The sequence below is a fragment of the Acidovorax sp. GW460-11-11-14-LB4 genome (assembly GCF_059423685.1).
The window spans coordinates 72394-92650 of record NZ_JBWKYJ010000005.1 but is presented as its reverse complement, the minus strand read 5'-3'; the positions used below and the strand labels follow the sequence as shown (position 1 = coordinate 92650).

Genomic DNA, 20257 nt, shown 5'->3' with positions numbered 1-20257 from the left:
GCCGCAGCGGGCTCCAGCAGAAGCACGCCGCCGCGTCGGGGGGCATCAAGCGCTGTGGCTGTGCCCGTCGAGGGTGGTGGTCGTTGTGCGGTGGCCGTTCAGCCCCAGCTTGGCCAGCAGTTGTACATCGGCCTCCACATCGGGGTTGCCCGTCACCAGCAGCTTGTCGCCATAAAAGATGGAATTGGCCCCGGCCATGAAGCACAGCGCCTGCACGGCGTCACCCAGTTGCTGGCGCCCCGCCGACAGGCGCACGCGCGCCTTGGGCATGGTGATGCGGGCCACCGCAATCACGCGCACAAAGTCGAACGGGTCGATGGGCTCGCTGTCGGCCAAAGGCGTTCCAGGCACGCGCACCAGGCTGTTGATGGGCACCGACTCAGGGTACGGCTGCAGGTTGGCCAGCTGCGCAATCAGGCCCGCACGGTGCACGGGCGTTTCGCCCATGCCCACGATGCCGCCGCAGCACACGCTGATGCCTGCGCTGCGCACATGCTGCAGCGTGTTCAGCCGGTCCTGGTAGGCACGGGTGCTGACCACATCGGTGTAGTACTCGGGGGCTGTGTCCAGGTTGTGGTTGTAGTAGTCCAGCCCAGCGTCTTTCAGCGCCTGCGCCTGGTGCGATTCGAGCATTCCCAGCGTGGCGCAGGTCTGCAGGCCCAGGCCTTTCACCGCGCCAATCAGGGCGCTGACTTTTTCAATGTCGCGGTCTTTGGGCGCACGCCAGGCGGCACCCATGCAAAAGCGCGTGGCACCCGCGTCCTTGGCGGCCTGGGCAGCGCGCACCACCTCATCCACCTCCATGAGCTTGTCGGCCTTTACCCCGGTGTCGAACTCGGCCGCCTGCGGGCAATAGCCGCAGTTTTCCGGGCAGCCGCCGGTCTTGACCGACAGCAGCGTGGCCAGCTCGATGTCGCCCGCAGGCCAATGCTGGCGATGCACGGTTTGTGCCTCAAACAGCAAGTCCATCAGGGGCTTGTCGAGCAGCGCCTGGATGGCATCCACCGACCATTCTCCCTGCACGACCGGCGCAGGGACGGGGCGATGGACCTGGATGGGCTGCGGGGCGGAGAGGGTTGCGTTGGCCATGGGTGGGGTCCTTTCAAGAGCCTGCTGCTGCAAGCACCAGGCATTGCGTCGGTGATCACACAAGGCGCCACTCCAGAGTCTTCCGGAGCACCGCCCTGCATCGCTATCACCATGATTTTGAAGGAGATTTCGGCACAACTGCTCTCAACATGGTCACAAAAGGTGCCACTATTTTCCGGTGCTCAACGGCCGGCATCTCGCTGTGCGAGAACGGCAAAAAAGCCGACTGTTGACCACTTTAGAGAGCATGTTGAAACCACGACCAAAACCGCCAAAGCAACGCGCTGACAACCGGCGGCTTTGGCTTCTATCTTGCAGCCCGTGCCACCTTGCAGGCTCCGACGTTCATGAAAGTTAGCCGCTCATTGCACCCCGGCCAGACCAGCTCAAGGCCCCAGCGCCCGCCATCAGGCACACCAGGGCCAGGCCATCCGCCACCACCACGCGCTGCAAATGCGCATTGAAGCCGCCGGTGAGCCATGCAAGCAGCAGGAAAGAAAGGGTGCTGGCCGCGCCAACGAACAGGCCCAACCACTGGTAGCCGGGCTTGAACGCCGCCATCAGGCAGAGCCCACCCACGATGCCTAACAGCACAGCGCGGTGCCGCAGCAGGATGAGCGTGTTCGGATCGGAAGGGGCCACGCCGTAGAGTCTGGCCAAGTGCTCTGCGCCGAGCACGCCGATCAAGGGAATCAGGTGAATGGCACCTGCTAGCAGCAAGGCCAGAGAAGCAATTTTTTGCATGGGCAGGCGACACCAAAGACAAGGTGCCGCCGTTGTAACCCCCGCCGGGCCCGGTGACCATGACGCCCCAGGTCATGGACGCCGCGCTGTTCAGCGCCCCAGCATCTGCTCCAGCGACTCGCGGATGGCGCGGGGCTTGTTGTCTGCGTCGTCAATGGCAGAACAGCTCGGACTGTGCTCCACCTCAGCGCCGCTACTGTCGACGCGACCGAACAGGCGCTCGCAGTCACATCGCAGGGAGGCCAGCGTCTTGCGTGACCGCTGGTGTTTCACTTCCGCCACCCAGCAGCGGTCCGCGCAGCCGCAGGACCGGTATTGCAGGGTTTCCCCCGGCCGGCCCCAGTCGAGCGGATAGGCACCCGTGCCACCTGCAGCCCCACCGCCCTGCCCTGCCAGTGCGAGGACCAGCAGGGCGCTCACCTTGGCGCAAGCCAGCAACGTACGTTGGAGCGAAACCATGGGGGCGACAGCGGGCTGCGATGGTGGGGTTCAGCCCAGCGCGGCAATCACGTCCGCCGGTGCCTGCACCAGTTCGATCAACACGCCTTCGCCCGCAATGGGAAACTCGTCATTGCTCTTGGGGTGCAAAAACGTGATGTCGTAGCCCGCCGCCCCCTTGCGGATGCCGCCGGGCGCAAAGCGCACGCCTTTGGCCGTGAGCCATTCCACCGCCTTGGGCAAGTCATCGATCCACAGGCCGATGTGGTTGAGCGGAGTGGTGTGCACGGCGGGCTTCTTGTCGATGTCCAGCGGCTGCATGATGTCCACCTCCACCTTGAAGGCGCCTTTACCCATGGCCAGGATGTCTTCATCGACGTTCTCGCGCTCGCTCTGGAAAGTGCCGGTCTGTTCGAGGCCCAGCATGTCTACCCACAGCGTCTTCATCCGCTGCTTGTCGGTGCCGCCAATGGCCACCTGCTGTATACCCAGGACCTTGAAGGGGCGTGGGGTTGTGCTCATGATTACTCCTGATTTGATAGCTGCCAGCGCATATTCTTCTACCGCTAGTGGCCAAAAAGACTAAAAAAGGGGCGCAAGGCCCCTCCGGATGGGTTGTAGGGCCCTCGGGATCACTGGAATTCCAGGATCACCTGGTCCACCGCCAGCGACTCACCCTTGCCCGCCGTGATCTTGCCCACCACGCCATCTTGCGCGGCAAAGAGGATGTTCTCCATCTTCATGGCCTCGATCACCGCCAGCTTCTCGCCGGCCTGCACCTTCTGGCCGGGCTGCACCGCCACATCGACCAGCAGGCCGGGCATGGGCGAGAGCAGGAACTTGGACAGATCTGGCGGCGCCTTGAAGGGCATCAGCTTGTGCAGCCGCGCGCCCAGCGGCGACAGCACCAGCGCATCGATCTGCGTGCCGTTGTGCGCAATGCGCAGCGCCAGCGGGTTCTTGCCCACGCCGCGTTCCACCTGGGCCGTGAAGCCCTGGCCGTTGCATGCGCCCTGCACGCGGATCTGGCCCAGCGTGGCGGCGCTACTGATCTGATAGCTATTGCCGCCCACGCTGATTGCGCTGGAGCCCGATTTGTCTTCAAAGTCGGACACCGTCACCTCGTGGTGCTGGTTCTGCCCTTCGGCGCCCAGCGTGACCACCACAAACTGCTCGCCCACCTTCACCTCGTGGCCCGCCAGCTGGCCGCTGATGCCGGAGGCGCGTGCACGGTAGCGGCGGTTCATGAACGCGGCCAGCGCCACCAGGAACAGCGGGTCGCTGTGCGGCACATCTTCGGCGTGGAAGCCCTTGCCGTAGTTCTCAGCGATGAAGCCGGTGTTGAAGTCGCCCGTCACGAACTTGGGATGCGCCAGCAACGCGGCCTGGAACGGGATGTTGCTGCTGATACCGCGAATCACAAAGCCGTTCAGCGCCACGCGCATCTTGGCAATCGCATCGTTGCGGTCCGTGCCGTGCACGATGAGCTTGGCAATCATCGAGTCGTAGTACATGGGGATCTCGCCGCCCTCGTACACGCCCGTGTCCACCCGCACGCCCCATTTTTTGGTCGTATCGGACTGGAACATCGACTCCTCCGGCGGCTGAAAGCGCACCAGGCGGCCGGTGGACGGCAGGAAATTGCGGAACGGGTCTTCGGCGTTGATGCGGCACTCAATGGCCCAGCCGTCGCGCTTCACATCGGCTTGCGTCAGGGGCAGCTTCTCGCCCGCCGCCACGCGGATCATCAGCTCCACCAGGTCCAGGCCGGTGATGCACTCCGTCACCGGGTGCTCCACCTGCAGGCGGGTGTTCATCTCCAGGAAGTAGAAGTCCTGGTCCTTGCCGACCACAAACTCCACCGTGCCCGCGCTTTGGTACTTGACGGCCTTGGCCAGTTGCACCGCCTGCTCGCCCATGGCCTTGCGGGTGGCGTCGCTGATGAAAGGCGACGGCGCTTCTTCAATCACCTTCTGATGGCGGCGCTGGATGGAGCACTCGCGCTCGTTCAGGTAGATCACGTTGCCATGGCTGTCGCCCAGCACCTGGATCTCGATGTGGCGTGGCTCCTGCACGAATTTTTCGATGAAGATGCGGTCGTCACCAAAGCTGTTGCGGGCTTCGTTCTGGCAGCTGGCAAAGCCTTCAAACGCTTCCTTGTCGTTGAACGCCACGCGCAGGCCCTTGCCGCCGCCCCCGGCCGAGGCCTTGATCATCACGGGGTAGCCAATGCCCTTGGCGATCTCCACCGCCTGCTCAGGGCCCGCGATGGCGTCGTTGTAGCCAGGGATGGTGTTGACCTTGGCCTCGTTGGCCAGCTTCTTGGACGCGATCTTGTCGCCCATGGCCGCAATCGAATGCGCCTTGGGGCCGATGAAGGCAATGCCTTCGTCCTCGCAGCGTTTGGCGAAGGCTTCGTTCTCGGAGAGGAAGCCATAGCCGGGGTGTACCGCTTGCGCGCCCGTCTGCTTGCAGGCCGCAATGATCTTGTCGGCCAGCAGGTACGACTCGCGGCTGGGCGCGGCACCAATGTGCACGGCCTCGTCGGCCAGCTTGACGTGGCGGGCTTCCTTGTCGGCGTCGGAGTAGACGGCGACGGTGGCGATGCCCATTTTCTTGGCCGTTGCAATCACTCGGCAGGCGATTTCGCCACGGTTGGCGATGAGAATTTTTGTAAACATTGCTTTGCCCTACTCAACTTGGAGGTCCCGCGAAGCGGCGGCTTCGCGGTGGTTGATACACATATTGCTTGGGTATTGAGGAATCACCAGAACTTGCTCCACCGAGCATTCTGGATAGATCCATCGTCCCCAATTCGCCCTGAGCCATTCAACAGACAAAGAGCTTGCGTCAGGCTGAAACTTCGCTTCCAGAGGAAGTTCGATCAGCGTAAGCCCAGCTTTTTGCCCCGTACAGACAATCAAACTCAAACCGCAATCGGAGACCCGTGACTCCAGACACATCAAATCAACGACTGGCTCGTATGGCCACTGAGCAGCCGTAATTCGAAGCACAGTTCCGCGCCAAAGCCCTGGCACCACCAACTGCGACAGCGGCTGCCAATCGGCACGAATTTGAGGCTGAAGATCAGCGGTGTCCATGCTCAAGCTCTCAGATCACAGCGGAATGTTGCCGTGCTTGCGCCATGGGTTTTCCAGCTTCTTATCGCGCAGCATCACCAGCGAGCGGCAGATGCGCTTGCGTGTCTCGTGCGGCAGGATCACGTCGTCGATAAAGCCGCGTGCACCGGCCACAAACGGGTTGGCAAAACGCTGCTTGTATTCGGCCTCGCGCGCAGCCAGCTTCACGGGGTCGTTCTTGTCCTCGCGGAAGATGATCTCCACCGCGCCCTTGGCGCCCATCACCGCAATTTCAGCGTTGGGCCAGGCCAGGTTCACGTCGCCGCGCAGGTGCTTGGAGCTCATCACGTCGTACGCACCGCCGTAGGCCTTGCGGGTGATGACGGTGATCTTGGGTACGGTGCACTCGGCATACGCGTACAGCAGCTTGGCGCCGTGTTTGATGATGCCGCCGTACTCTTGCGAGGTGCCAGGCATGAAGCCGGGAACGTCCACAAACGTGACCACCGGGATGTTGAACGCATCGCAGAAGCGCACAAAACGCGCGGCCTTGATGGAACTCTTGATGTCCAGGCAGCCCGCCAGCACCAGCGGCTGGTTGGCCACGATGCCCACGGTCTGGCCTTCCATGCGGGCAAAGCCGATGAGGATGTTCTTGGCGTACTCGGGCTGCAGCTCGAAGAAGTCCCCGTCGTCCACGGTCTTGAGGATCAGCTCCTTCATGTCGTAGGGCTTGTTGGGGTTCTCGGGCACCAGGGTGTCCAGGCTCAGATCCAGGCGGTCGGCCGGGTCGTTGCTGGGGCGCACCGGGGCCTTTTCGCGGTTGTTGAGCGGCAGGTAGTTGTACAGGCGGCGCAGCATCATCAGCGCCTCCACGTCGTTCTCAAACGCCATGTCGGCCACACCGCTCTTGGTCGTGTGGGTCACGGCGCCGCCCAGTTCCTCGGCGGTGACTTCTTCGTGCGTCACGGTCTTCACCACTTCGGGGCCGGTCACGAACATGTACGAGCTGTCTTTCACCATGAAGATGAAGTCGGTCATGGCGGGCGAGTACACGGCGCCACCGGCGCTCGGGCCCATGATCATGCTGATCTGCGGAATCACGCCGCTGGCCAGCACGTTCTTCTGGAACACGTCGGCATAGCCGCCGAGGGACGCCACGCCTTCCTGGATGCGCGCGCCGCCGGAGTCGTTGAGGCCGATGACCGGTGCACCGACCTTCATGGCCTGGTCCATCACCTTGCAGATCTTTTCGGCGTGGGTTTCGCTGAGTGCGCCGCCGAACACGGTGAAGTCCTGGCTGAACACGAACACCAGGCGGCCATTGATCATGCCGTAGCCCGTCACCACACCGTCGCCGGGGATCTTGTTGTCCTCCATGCCAAAGTCGGTGCAGCGGTGCTCAACAAACATGTCCCATTCCTCGAACGTGCCGTCGTCCAGCAGCAGCTCGATGCGCTCGCGCGCCGTGAGCTTGCCCTTGGCGTGCTGCGCATCAATGCGCTTTTGCCCGCCGCCCAGGCGTGCCAGCGCACGCTTTTTCTCCAGTTGATCCAGGATGTCTTGCATGGTCGTCCTTTGGTGAATGGGTTTGTCTACTATTTATTTGATAGCTGCCAGCGCATGATTGGATTGCGCTTGGAGCAGATTTCGTGCTGCAGTCGATGCCGCAATGCGTCCTGCGGCCACATCGGCCTGCATCTGGGGCAGCAGCTCTTTGACCTGCGGGTGCTGGCGAAACGCGAGCTTGAGGCCCGCGTCGATGCGCTCCCACATCCAGGACAGCGCCTGCTTCTCGCGCCGCGTGGCCAGGCGGCCGTTGGCGGTTTGCAGCTGGCGGAACTGCGTGACGGCGGCCCAGAAGCTGTCTACGCCCTGCCCTAGCAGCGCGCTGATTTGCACTACCTTCGGGTGCCACAGCGTTTCGTCGTGGTGCGCGTTTTCCGGGTTGCCGTGCTGGCTCAAGAGGCGCAGGCTGGAGGTGATTTGTGCCTCGGCCCGTGTGGCGGCGTTCTTGTCGATGTCGGCCTTGTTGATGACCACCAGGTCGGCAATCTCCATCACGCCCTTCTTGATGGCCTGCAGGTCGTCGCCTGCGTTGGGCAGCTGCATCAGCACAAACATGTCCGTCATGCCCGCCACCGCAATCTCGCTCTGGCCCACGCCCACGGTTTCAACGATGACCACGTCGTAGCCTGCGGCCTCGCAGACCAGCATGGCTTCGCGCGTCTTCTCTGCGACCCCACCCAGCGTGCCGCTGGAGGGACTGGGGCGGATGTAGGCTTTTTCGTGCACCGAGAGGTGTTCCATGCGCGTCTTGTCGCCCAGGATGGAACCACCCGAGACGGTGCTGGACGGGTCGATGGTGAGCACAGCCACGCGGTGGCCCTGGGCGATGAGGTACAGGCCCAGGGCTTCGATGAAGGTGGACTTGCCCACGCCCGGAACACCGCTGATGCCCAGGCGGAAGGCCTTGCCGGTGTGGGGAAGCAGCGCAGTGAGCAGCTCGTCCGCCTGGGCGCGGTGGTCCACCCGCGTTGATTCGAGCAGAGTGATGGCTTTGGACATGGCCCTGCGTTGCACTGCCGCCGTGCCCTGTACCACCCCGTCAAGAAGCGCCGCAGGTGTCACGCCACCGCCTTGCGAATCTGCTCCAGCACATCCTTGGCACTGGCGGGAATGGGTGTGCCGGGGCCGTACACGCCCTTGACGCCCGACTCGTACAAGAAGTCGTAGTCCTGCGCCGGAATCACCCCACCGACGAACACGATGATGTCGTCCGCACCCTGGTCCTTGAGCGACTGAATGATGGCGGGCACCAGTGTCTTGTGGCCTGCAGCCAGCGTGCTCACGCCCACGGCGTGCACGTCGTTTTCAATGGCCTGGCGGGCACATTCCTCGGGGGTCTGGAACAGCGGGCCCATGTCCACGTCAAAGCCCAGGTCAGCAAACGCGGTGGCCACCACCTTGGCGCCCCGGTCATGGCCGTCCTGGCCCAGTTTGGCGATCATCACGCGGGGGCGGCGGCCCTGTTCTTCGGCAAAGGCGTTGATTTCGGTCTTGAGTTTGTCCCAGCCTTCGGCCGAGTCATAGGCAGCTGCGTACACACCGGTCACCTTTTGTGTATCGGCGCGGTGGCGCCCAAAAACCTTCTCCAACGCATCGCTGATCTCGCCCACTGTGGCACGCAGACGCACTGCCTGGATGGACAAATCGAGCAGGTTGCCCTCGCCACTCTCTGCGGCGGCGGTCAGCGCGTCCAGCGCTGCCTGCACCTTGGCGGCATCGCGCGTTGCACGGATCTTTTGCAGGCGAGCGATCTGGCCGTCGCGCACCTTCATGTTGTCGATCTGCAGGATGTCGACCGGGTCTTCCTTCGCCAGCTTGTACTTGTTGACGCCCACGATCACGTCCTTGCCACTGTCGATGCGCGCCTGCTTCTCGGCCGCAGCAGCTTCGATCTTGAGCTTGGCCCAGCCGCTGTCCACGGCCTGGGTCATGCCGCCCATGGCCTCGACCTCTTCGATGATCTTCCAGGCCGCGTCGGCCATGTCCTGGGTCAGCTTCTCCATCATGTAGCTGCCGGCCCAGGGGTCGATCACGTTGGTGATATGGGTCTCTTCCTGGATGATGAGCTGCGTGTTGCGCGCAATGCGGGCGCTGAACTCGGTGGGCAGCGCAATGGCTTCGTCAAAGCTGTTGGTGTGCAGGCTTTGGGTGCCGCCAAACACGGCCGCCATGGCCTCGATGGTGGTGCGCACCACGTTGTTGTAGGGGTCCTGCTCTGTGAGGCTCCAGCCGCTGGTCTGGCAGTGCGTGCGCAGCATGAGGCTCTTGGGGTTCTTGGCCCCCGTGGCCTTCATGATGCGGCACCACAGCAGGCGCGCGGCGCGCATCTTGGCGACTTCGAGATAGAAGTTCATGCCAATCGCCCAGAAGAACGACAGGCGCCCAGCGAACTCGTCCACGTCCATGCCCTTGGCGATGGCGGTCTTCACATATTCCTTGCCGTCGGCCAGGGTGAAGGCCAGCTCCAGTGCCTGGTTGGCCCCGGCTTCCTGCATGTGGTAGCCGCTGATCGAGATCGAGTTGAACTTCGGCATGTTCTTGGCCGTGTACTCGATGATGTCGCCAATGATCTTCATCGACGGCTTGGGGGGGTAGATGTAGGTGTTGCGCACCATGAACTCTTTCAGAATGTCGTTCTGAATGGTTCCTGAGAGCTTGTCTTGCGAGACGCCCTGCTCTTCTGCCGCCACCACATAGCCTGCCAGCACGGGCAGCACGGCGCCGTTCATGGTCATGGAGACGCTGACCTTGTCCAGCGGGATCTGGTCGAACAGGATCTTCATGTCCTCGACCGAGTCGATTGCCACCCCGGCCTTGCCCACATCGCCCGTCACGCGGGCGTGGTCGCTGTCGTAACCCCGGTGGGTGGCCAGGTCGAACGCCACACTCACGCCCTGCCCGCCCGCGGCCAGGGCCTTGCGGTAGAAGGCGTTGGATTCTTCGGCGGTCGAAAAGCCTGCGTACTGGCGAATGGTCCAGGGGCGCACCGCATACATGGTGGCCTGGGGGCCGCGCAGGTAGGGTTCAAAACCCGGCAGCGTGTTGGCGTACGGCAGGCTGGCCGTGTCTTCGGCGGTGTACAGCGGCTTGACGGTGATGCCATCGGGCGTGACCCAGTTGAGGGCGCTGACATCGCCCCCCGGCGCCGACTTGGCTGCGGCCTTGGCCCAGGCTTCCAGCGAAGACGCGGCGAACTCGGGGGCGTTGTTGGTGGGTTTGTCACTCATGGCGAAAGCTACTCCGAAGATGGCATGGGGGCGTCCAACACGGCGCACAGGCGGTGACCGCACGGATGCTGTGATGTGGCGGCGAGTTTACATCATTCATAATTATTGATTCAAAATATTCTTCGCAGCTTACAATCCACCCATGTCTGCCCTCACCCTCACGCCCCGCGCCCTGTACGAAGAAGTCGCCGAGCAACTGCGCCAGCGCATCTTCCGCCGCGAGCTGGAGCCTGGCAGCTGGATCGATGAACTCAAGATTGCCGAAGAATTCGGCATCAGCCGCACGCCGCTGCGCGAGGCGCTGAAGGTGCTGGCCGCTGAAGGCCTGGTCACGATGAAGGTGCGCCGTGGCGCCTATGTGACGGAGATGAGCGAGAAAGACCTGCGCGACGTGTACCACCTGCTCAGTCTGCTGGAGAGCGACGCCGCAGGCGTGGTGGCCGAACGCGCCACCGACGCACAGTTAAAGACCCTGCAGGAGCTGCACGCCGAGCTGGAAGCTGCCGTGGCAGACCGCGAGAAGTTCTTTGCCATCAACGAGCGCTTTCACATGCACCTGCTGGAAATGGCTGACAACCGCTGGCGCAGCCAGATGGTGGCCGACCTGCGCAAGGTGATGAAGCTCAACCGCCACAACTCGCTGTTCAAGCAAGGGCGCATCGAAGATTCGCTGGGTGAGCACCGCGCCATCCTGGCCGCGATGGTGGCACGCGACGCCAAGGCCACGGCCAAGGCCATGCAGGCGCACTTTGCGCAGGGGCTGGAAGCGGCGACCTGATTCTGAGCGCCGGACCAGGCCGGTAGCCCGACGCTGGATCCCGTGGGCATCCGGCTCCATCGCCTTCTCAGGGAGCGATTTCCACCCGGTTGCGCCCGGCCGCCTTGGCCGCGTAAAGCGCTTCGTCCGCGCGGCGCAGCAAGCTGTCGAAGTGGGTGTCGTCGGCACGGAGCACCGCCAGACCGATCGACACCGTCAACGGCAACACCAGGTCACCCGCCGTGAACGGGGCCTGGGCGACTGCCTGGCGCAACCGCTCGCCAGCGGCCGGGGCGTCGTGCAGCTGCAGGTTGTCGAACAGCACCACAAACTCTTCCCCACCTTGTCGAGCCGGCAGCTCAGCCCCCCGGCAGGCAGACTGCAGCCGCCCCGCCACATGCTTGAGGGCCACATCGCCCATCTCGTGGCCATGCTCGTCGTTGATGCGCTTGAAGTGGTCAATGTCCACAATCGCCAGTCCAAAACCACCGGGCGCCACGCTGGTGCGGGCCTGCTCGAAACGCTTCAGCCCCATCTCCACCAGCGTGCGGCGGTTGGGCAGGCCGGTCAGGTAGTCGGTGGACGCTGCGCGCTCCCACTGGCGGCGGATGCGCTCCGAGCACATCAGCAAGAACGCGGTGGTGCCGATCACGGGCAAGGTGGCTGCCACCATGGGGGTCGCAATGTTCATCCAGGCGCCCGCCCCCAGCACATTGAAGGCCGGGTTCACCCCGATCACCACAAAATAGCCTGCGCGGAACAGCACAAACAAGGCGACGGACGTGAACAGGCCCGCCATCACGCGCCGACTGCGGGCACCATCGCGGCGCTCCTGTGAAACCAGCACCACAATGCAGTGCACCATCAGCACCGACCAGACCACCGACACGGTCAGAATGCGCCCGCCCACGTCAGCCGTACCCAAGGTCAGCCAGAACACGGCCGCCGTGCCAAGAGCGGCGGGCACCATGATCCACAGCTTGTCCTTGAGGCCATAAAACTGCCGCAATGCACGCAGATAACCCGTGAAGCCGAACATCACCAGCGCATTGGCCAGGGCCAGGGTGTAGGCGGGCGGGTTCAGCCCCTGCGCGGCAAACAGGATGGAGCCACCGGCAAACAGCAGTGTGGCAACGCGCCAGCTGGCCGCAGCGGGCCGCATGGGCAACGGCAAGTCCTTGTGCATCAGGCCCAGAACCCCACCGTTTGCCAGCATCATGAGGGTGGCAATGAAAAAAATGGTGACAGGGTCCATGGGGTTTGCTGGTGCGGCGTTCGCGTGGCTATGGAATGGCGCGTATTGTGCCCATGGTGCCTGCAGCCCTCGACGCGCCATGTGGCGGCCGCACGCAGTGCCCGCCTCGGCATTCCATCTTTAGGAATGCACCATTTCTCACAAAGCACGCCACCGGATGGGTGCCGCAAGCTCCTGTGCTGGCTATCATCCTCGGGTTTGCCCTGATCAGGGCCCAGAATCTCCCAGTGAGGCGCTCCGGCATGCGGACGCCCCACTGAAGTCCCTCAGCGGGCACCATGCACCAGTCAGATGACCTCAGCCACCGCCCCCACCCGAATTTCCGACGTTCACACGCTGCCCCAACTACTGGCTTACCGGGTCGGCCAAACTCCCCAGGCCGACGCCTTTCGCGCATATGACACGAACCGCAAGGCTTGGCAAAGCCTGACGTGGGCGCAGACCGCAGAACGCGTGAAAGCCTGGGCCCAGGCCCTCGCCGCCATGCAGCTGCCGCCTGCGGCCCGCGTGGCCATCTTGCTGCCCAACGGCCTCAATGCCATGTGCGCAGACCAGGCCACGCTGGCCGTCGGCGGCGTGCCTGTGCCGCTGCACGCCATCGACAACCCCGGCAGCATCGCCTACATCCTGGCGGACTGCGAGGCATCGATGCTGATCGTGAGTCAGGCCGAGCAATGGGAAAAGATCCGCGCCGTGGGCACGCCCTTCCCGGCCCTGCGCGCCGTGGTGATCACTGATGACGACGACGCGTTCAAGGCCACCCCGGCGTCGGGCGACAGCCCTGCCGTGGGCTCGCTCGCGCAATGGCTGACGGGCGCGGCACAAACGGACGCGTCCACCGCGGCCACAGGCCCGCAGGCCGATGACCTAGCGGCCATCGTCTACACCTCCGGCACCACCGGCAAACCCAAGGGCGTGATGCTGACCCACCGCAACGTGGTCAGCGACGTGAAGGCCGTGCTGGAGCGCATTGCACCCACAGTGGATGACGTGTTCCTGTCGTTCCTGCCTCTGTCGCACACCTTTGAGCGCACGGGCGGCTACTACCTGCCGATTGCGGCGGGCAGCTGCGTGGCCTATGCACGCTCGGTGGCGCAACTGGCCGATGACCTGAAGACCGTGCGACCCACCGTGCTGGTGTCGGTGCCGCGCATCTACGAACGTATCCACGCCAAGCTGCTCGAAAAACTCTCGCCCACGCCCTGGAAGATGCAGCTGTACGAAGCCGCGCAGAACAAGGGCTGGGCCCGGTTTTGTGCAGCCCAAGGGCTGGCTGCCCCCACACCGGACGCCAGCAGTCAGGCCGCAGGCTGGATGGCCGCCCTGCCCTGGCCCGTGCTGCAGGCCCTGGTGGCCAAGCCTTTGCTGGCCCAGTTTGGCGGCCGCGTGCGCGTGGCGGTGAGTGGTGGCGCGCCGCTGTCGCCCACCATTGCCAAGTGTTTTCTGGGCCTGGGGCTGCCGCTGATCCAGGGCTACGGCATGACCGAGACCGCACCGGTGGTGTCGGTCAACGCACTGGACGACAACGACCCCGCCTGCGTGGGCAAGGCCCTGCCCGGTGTGGAAGTGCGTATCGGCGACAACCACGAGCTGCAGGTGCGCGGCCCCATCGTGATGAAGGGCTACTGGAAGCGCCCCGAAGACACCGCACGCATCCTGAGCACCGACGGCTGGCTGGGCACCGGCGACCAGGCCGACATCGTGAACGGCCGCATCTACATCAAGGGCCGCATCAAGGAAATCATCGTCACATCCACCGGCGAAAAGATCCCGCCGGGCGACCTGGAGCTGGCCCTGCTGGCCGACCCGCTGCTGGAGCAGGCCTTTGTGGTGGGCGAAAACCGCCCCTTCATCGCCTGTGTGGCCGTGCTGAACCCTGGCGAGTGGCAGCGCCTGGCGGCCGACCTGGGCCTGAACCCCCAGGCCGCTGACAGCCTGAACCACCCCAGCGTGCACCGTGCTGTGCTGGCGCGCATCGAAAAGAACACCGCCAGCTTTGCCCGCTATGCCGTGCCGCGCACGGTGCACCTGACGCTCACGCCTTGGACGATTGAAAACACCTTCATGACGCCCACGCTCAAGCTCAAGCGCAACAACCTGATGGCGCACTTTGCCGAGGCCATTGAGGGCATGTACCAGAAGCCGGGGCGCTGAACCCCGGTCTGCCCAGGCTCCCTCAAAGCACCAGCTCGCCCTCCCGGGCGTAGGCGGAACCAAAGCGGTTGGCCAGAAAGTCCGCAAGCGCCACGGACTCCTGCCCGACAAAGCCCTGCTGCGGCAACTTGCCTTGCGCCACCAGGTCCAGCGCCGTGCAGATGCCTGCGGCCGTGGTGAGCTGGATGGCGCTCAGCGTATGCCCAGCCACTTGCGTGCCCACGATACGGGCCGAGTACGAGTCCTGCACCAGCCGCCCGCCCTTGAGGCCTGATGCGGTGGCAAACACCACGATCACGTCCTGGTCCGTGGTGGGGATGGCGGTTTCCAGAATGTCCTTGAGCAGATCGCGCCGGTCCCGCAGGCGCAGGTCATTGAGCAACAGCTTGAGGATGGCGTTGTGGCCCGGGTAGCGGATGGACTGGTAGTCCACCTGCCGCGCCTTGCCCGCCAAGGTTTCCGTCAGCGTGCCCAGCCCACCCGAGGTGTTGAAGGCCTCGTACTCCACGCCGTCCAGCGCAAAGGTTTCCAGCCCCTCCAGCGCAGGCACCGTGGTGCGCACGCCGTCCACAATGGCTTCGCAGGGGTTGCAGTACTCGTTGATGAGGCCCTCGGTGCTCCAGGTCAGGTTGTAACGCAGGGCACCCTGCGGGTAGCGGGGCAGCGCCCCCACGCGCATGCGCAGCGTGTGCAGCGTGTCAAAACGCCGGGCCAGGTCATTGCCCACAATGCCGATGAAGCCCGGCGCCAGGCCGCACTGCGGCATCAGCACGCTGCGTGCGTTGGCGGCCAGGGCGCGGATGGCCTGGGTGCTGGCCACGTCTTCGGTCAGGTCAAAGTAATGCACGCCTGCGCTGGCGCACAGCGTGGCCACGGGCACAGCGCGGTGGAATGGCAGTGCGTTCAGCACGGCGAAGCGGCCGTCGATGGCGGCCTGCAGGCTCGCGTCGTCTGTGGCCAATCGGGTGGAAATACCCAAATTTGCCACCTCGGCCAGCCGCACCGGATCGCGGTCCACCACCAGGATGTCGTAGTCGCCGGACTGTTGCAGGAGCAGCGCCATGGCGAAGCCGATGTGGCCCGCCCCCAGGATGGTGATGGGGCGGCGGGAGGTGGAGTGCGAGGAAATGTCGAAGGTGGTCATGGCAGTGCTCCCGGTAGTGCTCGCCGCACATGGCGGAGAGGTGTTGTGAATGCCTTGATGCTAGGCAACAGCGCTGTCAATGTGTAGCGTTCAAAACGTCGAAAGCTGTTCTTTGTTTTGCCATAACGGCGAATATGATGGGCGTTATGACTTATTGAGGAAATGCGCATGACCCAGGCCCTGGATGACACCGACCGGCAACTGCTCAGCCTGCTGCAGGCCAACGCGCGCGAGGGCACGGCCACGCTGGCGCGCAAGCTCGGCCTGGCCCGCACGACCGTGGTGGCGCGGATCGCGCGGCTGGAGCGTTCGGGTGTGGTGACTGGCTACGGGGTGCGGCTGGGTACGCGGCTAGACGCCACCACCGTGCGGGCCTGGTGCAGCATCAGCGTGCTGCCCAAGGCAGCACCCGCCGTGCTGCGCGCGCTGGAGGCCATGGCCGAGGTCGAAGAGGTGTCGGCCGTGAGCGGGCCGTTTGACTACCTGGTGTTCTTACGCTGCGCCAGCCACGAGCAGCTCGACGCCCTGCTCGACAAGGTCGGCCAGCTGGAGGGCGTGCACCAGACGCAGACCAGCATCGTGCTCAGCCGCAAAATCGACCGACGACAGGTAGGGTGACATCCCCCTGAGCGGCTTACGCCGCTTCCCCCTTCTCTCGACTCGCTGCGCGATTCGGGACGGGGGACGCTGCCAGCGCGGCGGGGCGCCCCTTCATCGGCAGCCCTGGCGTACGCTGCGCCAATAGCCACCAGCGCGCTCAAAATCAAGCGCTGAATGCTATGGATACTGAAGCTACCAGCGCTTATCTATCAAGCGATAGTGGCTATTTTTACAACCAGTGAATCAGGCCTCGAACTGCGTCGGGTTCTTGCCCCGGATCGGCGCATAAAACGCCTTGATGTGCGCCATGTCACGATCCACATCGCCCGTGGGCTCAAACACCGGGCCCAGGCCGCCGACCTTGCGGCCATAGTCCACAAACGCGAGCACGATGGGCACGCCCGCCTGCTGGGCGATGAAGTAAAAGCCCGTCTTCCAGTGCCGCGTCTTGCCCCGCGTGCCCTCGGGCGGCACGATGAGCTGCATGGGTCCGTCGGCATCGCGCATGGCCTGGGCCGAGTTGGCGACCAGGTTGTTGGCCTGGCTGCGGTCCACCGGGATGCCCCCCAGCCAGCGCATCACCCCGCCAAACGGCGCCTTGAACAGGCTGTGCTTGCCCATCCAGTACACGCGCAGGCGCAGAGAGAACGCCAGCATCAGCGTGTACGGCAAGTCCCAGTTGCTGGTGTGGGGTGCGGCGATCAGCACGCTTTTGGCGGCATGGTCTGGCAAGGCGCCCTCGACCTTCCAGCCGGTGATGCGCAGGGTGAAGCGGGAAAAAGCGCGCAGGAGCGTGTTGACAACCGGCGTGTCAAAAATGGTGTGGTGCATGGGAAAAGGGGTGACAGAACGGAGCCCGGGGCGCTGACACAGGCAGTGGGCGCTTGGCTCCACAGGCATCGAGAGCGCCGCGAGTATCGCTGATGGTGCCAATGTCCCACCTTGACGCAAGGCAAAGTGGAGCCGCCGCCGCTTGCATGCGCCCCTGCAGATTACTCCCAATTTCATAGCACTCAGGACAATAAGCACTATCGCTACCAGCCATTTTTGCTCCAATTGCCGGAGCAAAGGCGCCATGCCAAATAAAACTGGCGGTGGATCTCCACCGGTCCAGAATGCACCACCAGCAGGTCCGCGTTGTCGCTGCCGCCCCATGCTGCCAACCCTATTGCCCACCACCCCGCCCTACCGCGACCGCAAGCGGTACGCATGGCTGCTGTCCCTGGTGGTGCCCTGCACCGTGGGCGTAGGCCCGGCACTGATGGCATGGACCCGCGAACCGCTGGTGCTGTGGGCGCCGGTGGCGTTTTTCTACCTCGTCGCCCCGTTGCTCGACGGGATGCTGGGCGTGGACCAGAGCAACCCGCCCGAATCCGCCGTGCCTGCGCTGGAAAACGACCACTACTACCGCCGCATCACCTTCCTGCTGGTGCCGGTGCTGTGGGCGGCCTTCATTTTCAGTGCCTGGTGGGTGGCCACGCAGCCCCTGCCCTGGCATGGCGTGCTGGCGATGGTGCTGACCACGGGCACGGTGGGCGGGTTCTGCATCAATCTAGGGCACGAGCTGGGCCACAAGAACACGCCGCTGGAGCGCTGGCTGGCCAAGCTGGTGCTGGCACCCACGGCCTATGGGCACTTCTTCATCGAACACAACCGGGGCCACCACCGCGATGTGGCCACACCGGCCGACCCGGCCTCGTCGCGCATGGGCGAGTCCATCTACCGCTTTGTGCTGCGCGAGATGCCCGGCGCCGCACGCCGCGCCTGGGCGCTGGAAAAAGACCGCCTGGCCCGCCAGCACCTGCCGCTGCTGTCGTGGCACAACGAGATCCTGCAGCCAGCGCTCATCACGGCGCTGCTGTGGGCGGGGCTGGCACTCTGGCTGGGCGTGGTCATCCTGCCATTTTTACTGGTGGCGTCTTTCTGGGCCAACTTTCAGCTCACCTCGGCCAACTATGTCGAGCACTACGGGCTGCTGCGGCAAAAGGACGCCAGCGGCCGCTACGAACCCTGCCGCCCCCAGCATTCGTGGAACAGCAACCACGTGTTCTCCAACTGGGCCCTGTTCCATCTGCAGCGGCACTCCGACCACCACGCGCACCCGCTGCGCCGCTACCAGTCGCTGCGCCACTTTGACGATGTGCCGCAGCTGCCCATCGGCTACTTCGGCATGTTCACGCTGGCCTATGTGCCGCCCCTGTGGCGCCGCGTGATGGACCCGCGCCTGCTGGCCCAGGTGGGGCGCGACGCCGCCCACATCAACATCGATCCGCGCCAGCGGGCCGCGATCGTGCGGAAATACGGGTTGCAGGACCTGGGATAGAACGAGTGTGGATGCGCTGGCGACTGGGCACGGGTACCCTGCGGGCCGACACCCGCCACCTCCAGCACTCCTCTATTGATAGCACCCGGAACAATCGGCACTGGCACCTGCGCCCGTTCTGACCCAAAACCCTCCTCTGGCGCCCCTCACGCAGCCAGTGGGATAATGCGGGTTTCGCACCTGCAGCCCCGCAGCGCCCCCGACCAGAGGGGCGTTCTGCTGCAGAACATTCCCCTCCCCTCCCCGCCTTCGCTGTTTGCCCGTGGAAACCACCCTGAGCCCCTGGCGCATGTCCGTCGCCCCCATGATGGACTGGACTGACCGCCACTGCCGTTACTTTCACCGGCTGCTGACGCGCCAGACCCTGCTGTACACCGAGATGGTGAACGCGGGCGGCATCCTGTATGGCGGCACCGAGCGCCACCTGCGCTTCAACGCCGAAGAACACCCCGTAGCCCTGCAGCTGGGCGGCAACGAGCCCGACAAGCTCGCCCAGGCCGCCAAACTGGGTGAGGAATGGGGCTACGACGAAATCAACCTGAACTGCGGTTGTCCCAGCGACCGCGTGCAACGCGGTGCCTTCGGCGCCAGCCTGATGAAAGCCCCCCAGCTGGTGGCCGATGGCGTCAAGGCCATGAAGGACGTGGTCAGCGTGCCCGTCACCGTCAAGCACCGCATCGGCATCGACAAGGTGGAGGACTACGGCTTTGTGCGCGACTTCGTCGGCACCGTGGCCGAGGCCGGGTGCACCGTGTTCATCGTGCATGCGCGCAACGCGTGGCTGCAGGGCCTCTCCCCCAAGGAAAACCGCGACATCCCGCCGCTGCGCTACGAGGTGGTCCACCGCCTCAAGGCCGAGTTTCCGCAGTTCACCATCGCCATCAACGGCGGTATCACCGCCGACGCGGTGGTGCAGGAGCAGCTGCAACACCTGGACGGCGTGATGATCGGCCGCGAGGCGTACCACAACCCCTGGTGGCTGGCGCGCTGGGACCAGCTCTACTACGGCGGCGCCCCCTGCCCCCTGACCCGAGAGGAAGTGGAGCTGGCGATGGTGGAATACATGGAGCGCGAGGCCGCACAGCACGGCATCCCCTGGCCCCACATCGCCCGCCACATGCTGGGCCTTCGCCACAGTCTGCCCGGCGCCCGCATCTGGCGCCAGGTGTGGAGCAACCATCTGCTCAAGGACCGCCCCGCGCGGGAAGTGCATGCGCTGGCGATGCAGGCCTATGCCAATGGAGCGTCCGAGCCGGAGACCACCCACGCGCAACCAGCGTTGTCGGTCTGATCTGAATCAGTGGCTGATCTGAACTGTGACGCAGGCGGCCATGCAAACGCGCGCGAAAAATTCGTCCACGGTGCCGGTATGTTTACGCCCGCCCGTCGCGGCCGATGCCGCGCGGTTTGTTGCACTGGCCCGGCGCAGCCGCACGCTGCACGTGCCCTGGACTTCTGCCCCTTCAACCCCAGAAGCGTTTGCCAGCTATCTCGCACAAATGAACCTGCCCATGCACAGGGCGATGCTGGTGTGTACGCCGAACCAGCATGATGGCAGTGAGCAGATCGCAGGGGTCTTCAACCTTTCCCAGATCGTGATGGGCGACTTTCGCAGCGCCTACCTGGGCTATTACGTCTTTGCAGGGTTTGAGCGCCGGGGCCTGATGGGCGTGGGTTTGCGGCATCTGTTGCGCTATGCCTTTGGCACACTGAAGTTGCATCGGCTGGAAGCCAACATTCAGCCCGGTAATGAGGCGTCCATGGCGCTGGTGCGCAGCTGCGGATTTCAGCAAGAAGGGTTTTCGCCTCGCTACCTCAAGATCAACGGTCGGTGGCGCGACCATGAACGTTGGGCCATCGTGGCCAGCTGAGTCTGA

The 20257-nt window shown here is 64.3% G+C and carries 18 protein-coding genes; 6 read left to right on the top strand and 12 right to left on the bottom strand.

The genetic code is table 11. The annotated features are described in order from the left end of the window. Window positions 1–45: 45 nt before the first annotated feature. From bioB to scpA, 9 genes are all read right to left on the bottom strand, one after another. Window positions 46–1089, bottom strand: coding sequence for a biotin synthase BioB (bioB, locus tag AC07X4_RS04160; RefSeq protein ID WP_494739333.1), 1044 nt, complete (start codon window positions 1087–1089; stop codon window positions 46–48). Between the two features lie 354 nt (window positions 1090–1443). After that, window positions 1444–1833 (bottom strand): phosphopantetheine adenylyltransferase, encoded by a 390-nt coding sequence (locus AC07X4_RS04155; protein WP_494739332.1) that lies wholly within the window; start codon window positions 1831–1833, stop codon window positions 1444–1446. Window positions 1834–1923: 90 nt separating this feature from the next. After that, window positions 1924–2292, bottom strand: a complete 369-nt coding sequence (locus AC07X4_RS04150) for a hypothetical protein (RefSeq protein WP_494739331.1) — start codon at window positions 2290–2292, stop codon at window positions 1924–1926. Between the two features lie 30 nt (window positions 2293–2322). Beyond that, the gene (locus tag AC07X4_RS04145; protein WP_056744910.1) at window positions 2323–2793 is read right to left on the bottom strand and encodes a VOC family protein; all 471 of its coding nucleotides are present in this window, start codon (window positions 2791–2793) and stop codon (window positions 2323–2325) included. 110 nt (window positions 2794–2903) lie between these two features. Further along, window positions 2904–4952, bottom strand: a complete 2049-nt coding sequence (locus tag AC07X4_RS04140) for an acetyl-CoA carboxylase biotin carboxylase subunit (protein WP_494739330.1) — start codon at window positions 4950–4952, stop codon at window positions 2904–2906. A 9-nt stretch (window positions 4953–4961) separates the two neighbouring features. Beyond that, window positions 4962–5372, bottom strand: coding sequence for an Imm45 family immunity protein (imm45, locus tag AC07X4_RS04135; RefSeq protein WP_116749834.1), 411 nt, complete (start codon window positions 5370–5372; stop codon window positions 4962–4964). Window positions 5373–5387: 15 nt separating this feature from the next. Continuing rightward, entirely contained in the window at window positions 5388–6920 is a 1533-nt protein-coding gene (locus tag AC07X4_RS04130; RefSeq protein ID WP_494739329.1) for an acyl-CoA carboxylase subunit beta, read from the bottom strand. A gap of 33 nt (window positions 6921–6953) precedes the next feature. Continuing rightward, window positions 6954–7982: a methylmalonyl Co-A mutase-associated GTPase MeaB gene (meaB, locus tag AC07X4_RS04125; RefSeq protein WP_494739328.1), complete on the bottom strand. Its 1029-nt coding sequence runs from the start codon at window positions 7980–7982 to the stop codon at window positions 6954–6956. Beyond that, window positions 7979–10147 (bottom strand): methylmalonyl-CoA mutase, encoded by a 2169-nt coding sequence (gene scpA, locus AC07X4_RS04120; RefSeq protein WP_494739327.1) that lies wholly within the window; start codon window positions 10145–10147, stop codon window positions 7979–7981. The genes meaB and scpA overlap by 4 nt, the downstream gene beginning before the upstream one ends. A 142-nt stretch (window positions 10148–10289) precedes the next feature. Here scpA and AC07X4_RS04115 point away from each other — a divergent pair, with 142 nt between their 5' ends. After that, on the top strand, window positions 10290–10925 hold the full coding sequence (locus AC07X4_RS04115) for a GntR family transcriptional regulator (protein ID WP_494739326.1): 636 nt from the start codon (window positions 10290–10292) through the stop codon (window positions 10923–10925). 67 nt (window positions 10926–10992) lie between these two features. Here AC07X4_RS04115 and AC07X4_RS04110 read toward each other — a convergent pair whose 3' ends face one another. After that, the gene (locus AC07X4_RS04110; RefSeq protein WP_494739325.1) at window positions 10993–12159 is read right to left on the bottom strand and encodes a GGDEF domain-containing protein; all 1167 of its coding nucleotides are present in this window, start codon (window positions 12157–12159) and stop codon (window positions 10993–10995) included. Window positions 12160–12450: 291 nt separating this feature from the next. Between AC07X4_RS04110 and AC07X4_RS04105 the strand changes: the two genes are divergently transcribed. Beyond that, window positions 12451–14313, top strand: coding sequence for an AMP-dependent synthetase/ligase (locus AC07X4_RS04105; RefSeq protein WP_494739324.1), 1863 nt, complete (start codon window positions 12451–12453; stop codon window positions 14311–14313). A 22-nt stretch (window positions 14314–14335) separates the two neighbouring features. Here AC07X4_RS04105 and AC07X4_RS04100 read toward each other — a convergent pair whose 3' ends face one another. Beyond that, window positions 14336–15457: a saccharopine dehydrogenase family protein gene (locus AC07X4_RS04100; protein ID WP_494739323.1), complete on the bottom strand. Its 1122-nt coding sequence runs from the start codon at window positions 15455–15457 to the stop codon at window positions 14336–14338. Window positions 15458–15625: 168 nt separating this feature from the next. Here AC07X4_RS04100 and AC07X4_RS04095 point away from each other — a divergent pair, with 168 nt between their 5' ends. Beyond that, a complete protein-coding gene (locus AC07X4_RS04095; RefSeq protein WP_288852080.1) occupies window positions 15626–16075 on the top strand; it encodes an Lrp/AsnC family transcriptional regulator in 450 nt (149 codons plus the stop codon). Between the two features lie 225 nt (window positions 16076–16300). Here AC07X4_RS04095 and AC07X4_RS04090 read toward each other — a convergent pair whose 3' ends face one another. Beyond that, the gene (locus AC07X4_RS04090) at window positions 16301–16888 is read right to left on the bottom strand and encodes a lysophospholipid acyltransferase family protein (protein ID WP_494739322.1); all 588 of its coding nucleotides are present in this window, start codon (window positions 16886–16888) and stop codon (window positions 16301–16303) included. Window positions 16889–17210: 322 nt separating this feature from the next. On the opposite strand from AC07X4_RS04090, the gene AC07X4_RS04085 reads away from it, so the two are divergent. From AC07X4_RS04085 to AC07X4_RS04075, 3 genes are all read left to right on the top strand, one after another. Beyond that, complete coding sequence (locus AC07X4_RS04085; RefSeq protein WP_494739321.1) at window positions 17211–18380, top strand: alkane 1-monooxygenase; 1170 nt, start codon at window positions 17211–17213, stop codon at window positions 18378–18380. Window positions 18381–18669: 289 nt separating this feature from the next. Beyond that, window positions 18670–19671, top strand: a complete 1002-nt coding sequence (gene dusA / locus AC07X4_RS04080) for a tRNA dihydrouridine(20/20a) synthase DusA (RefSeq protein WP_494739320.1) — start codon at window positions 18670–18672, stop codon at window positions 19669–19671. Between the two features lie 40 nt (window positions 19672–19711). After that, window positions 19712–20251: a GNAT family N-acetyltransferase gene (locus AC07X4_RS04075; protein ID WP_494739319.1), complete on the top strand. Its 540-nt coding sequence runs from the start codon at window positions 19712–19714 to the stop codon at window positions 20249–20251. Window positions 20252–20257: the final 6 nt, after the last annotated feature.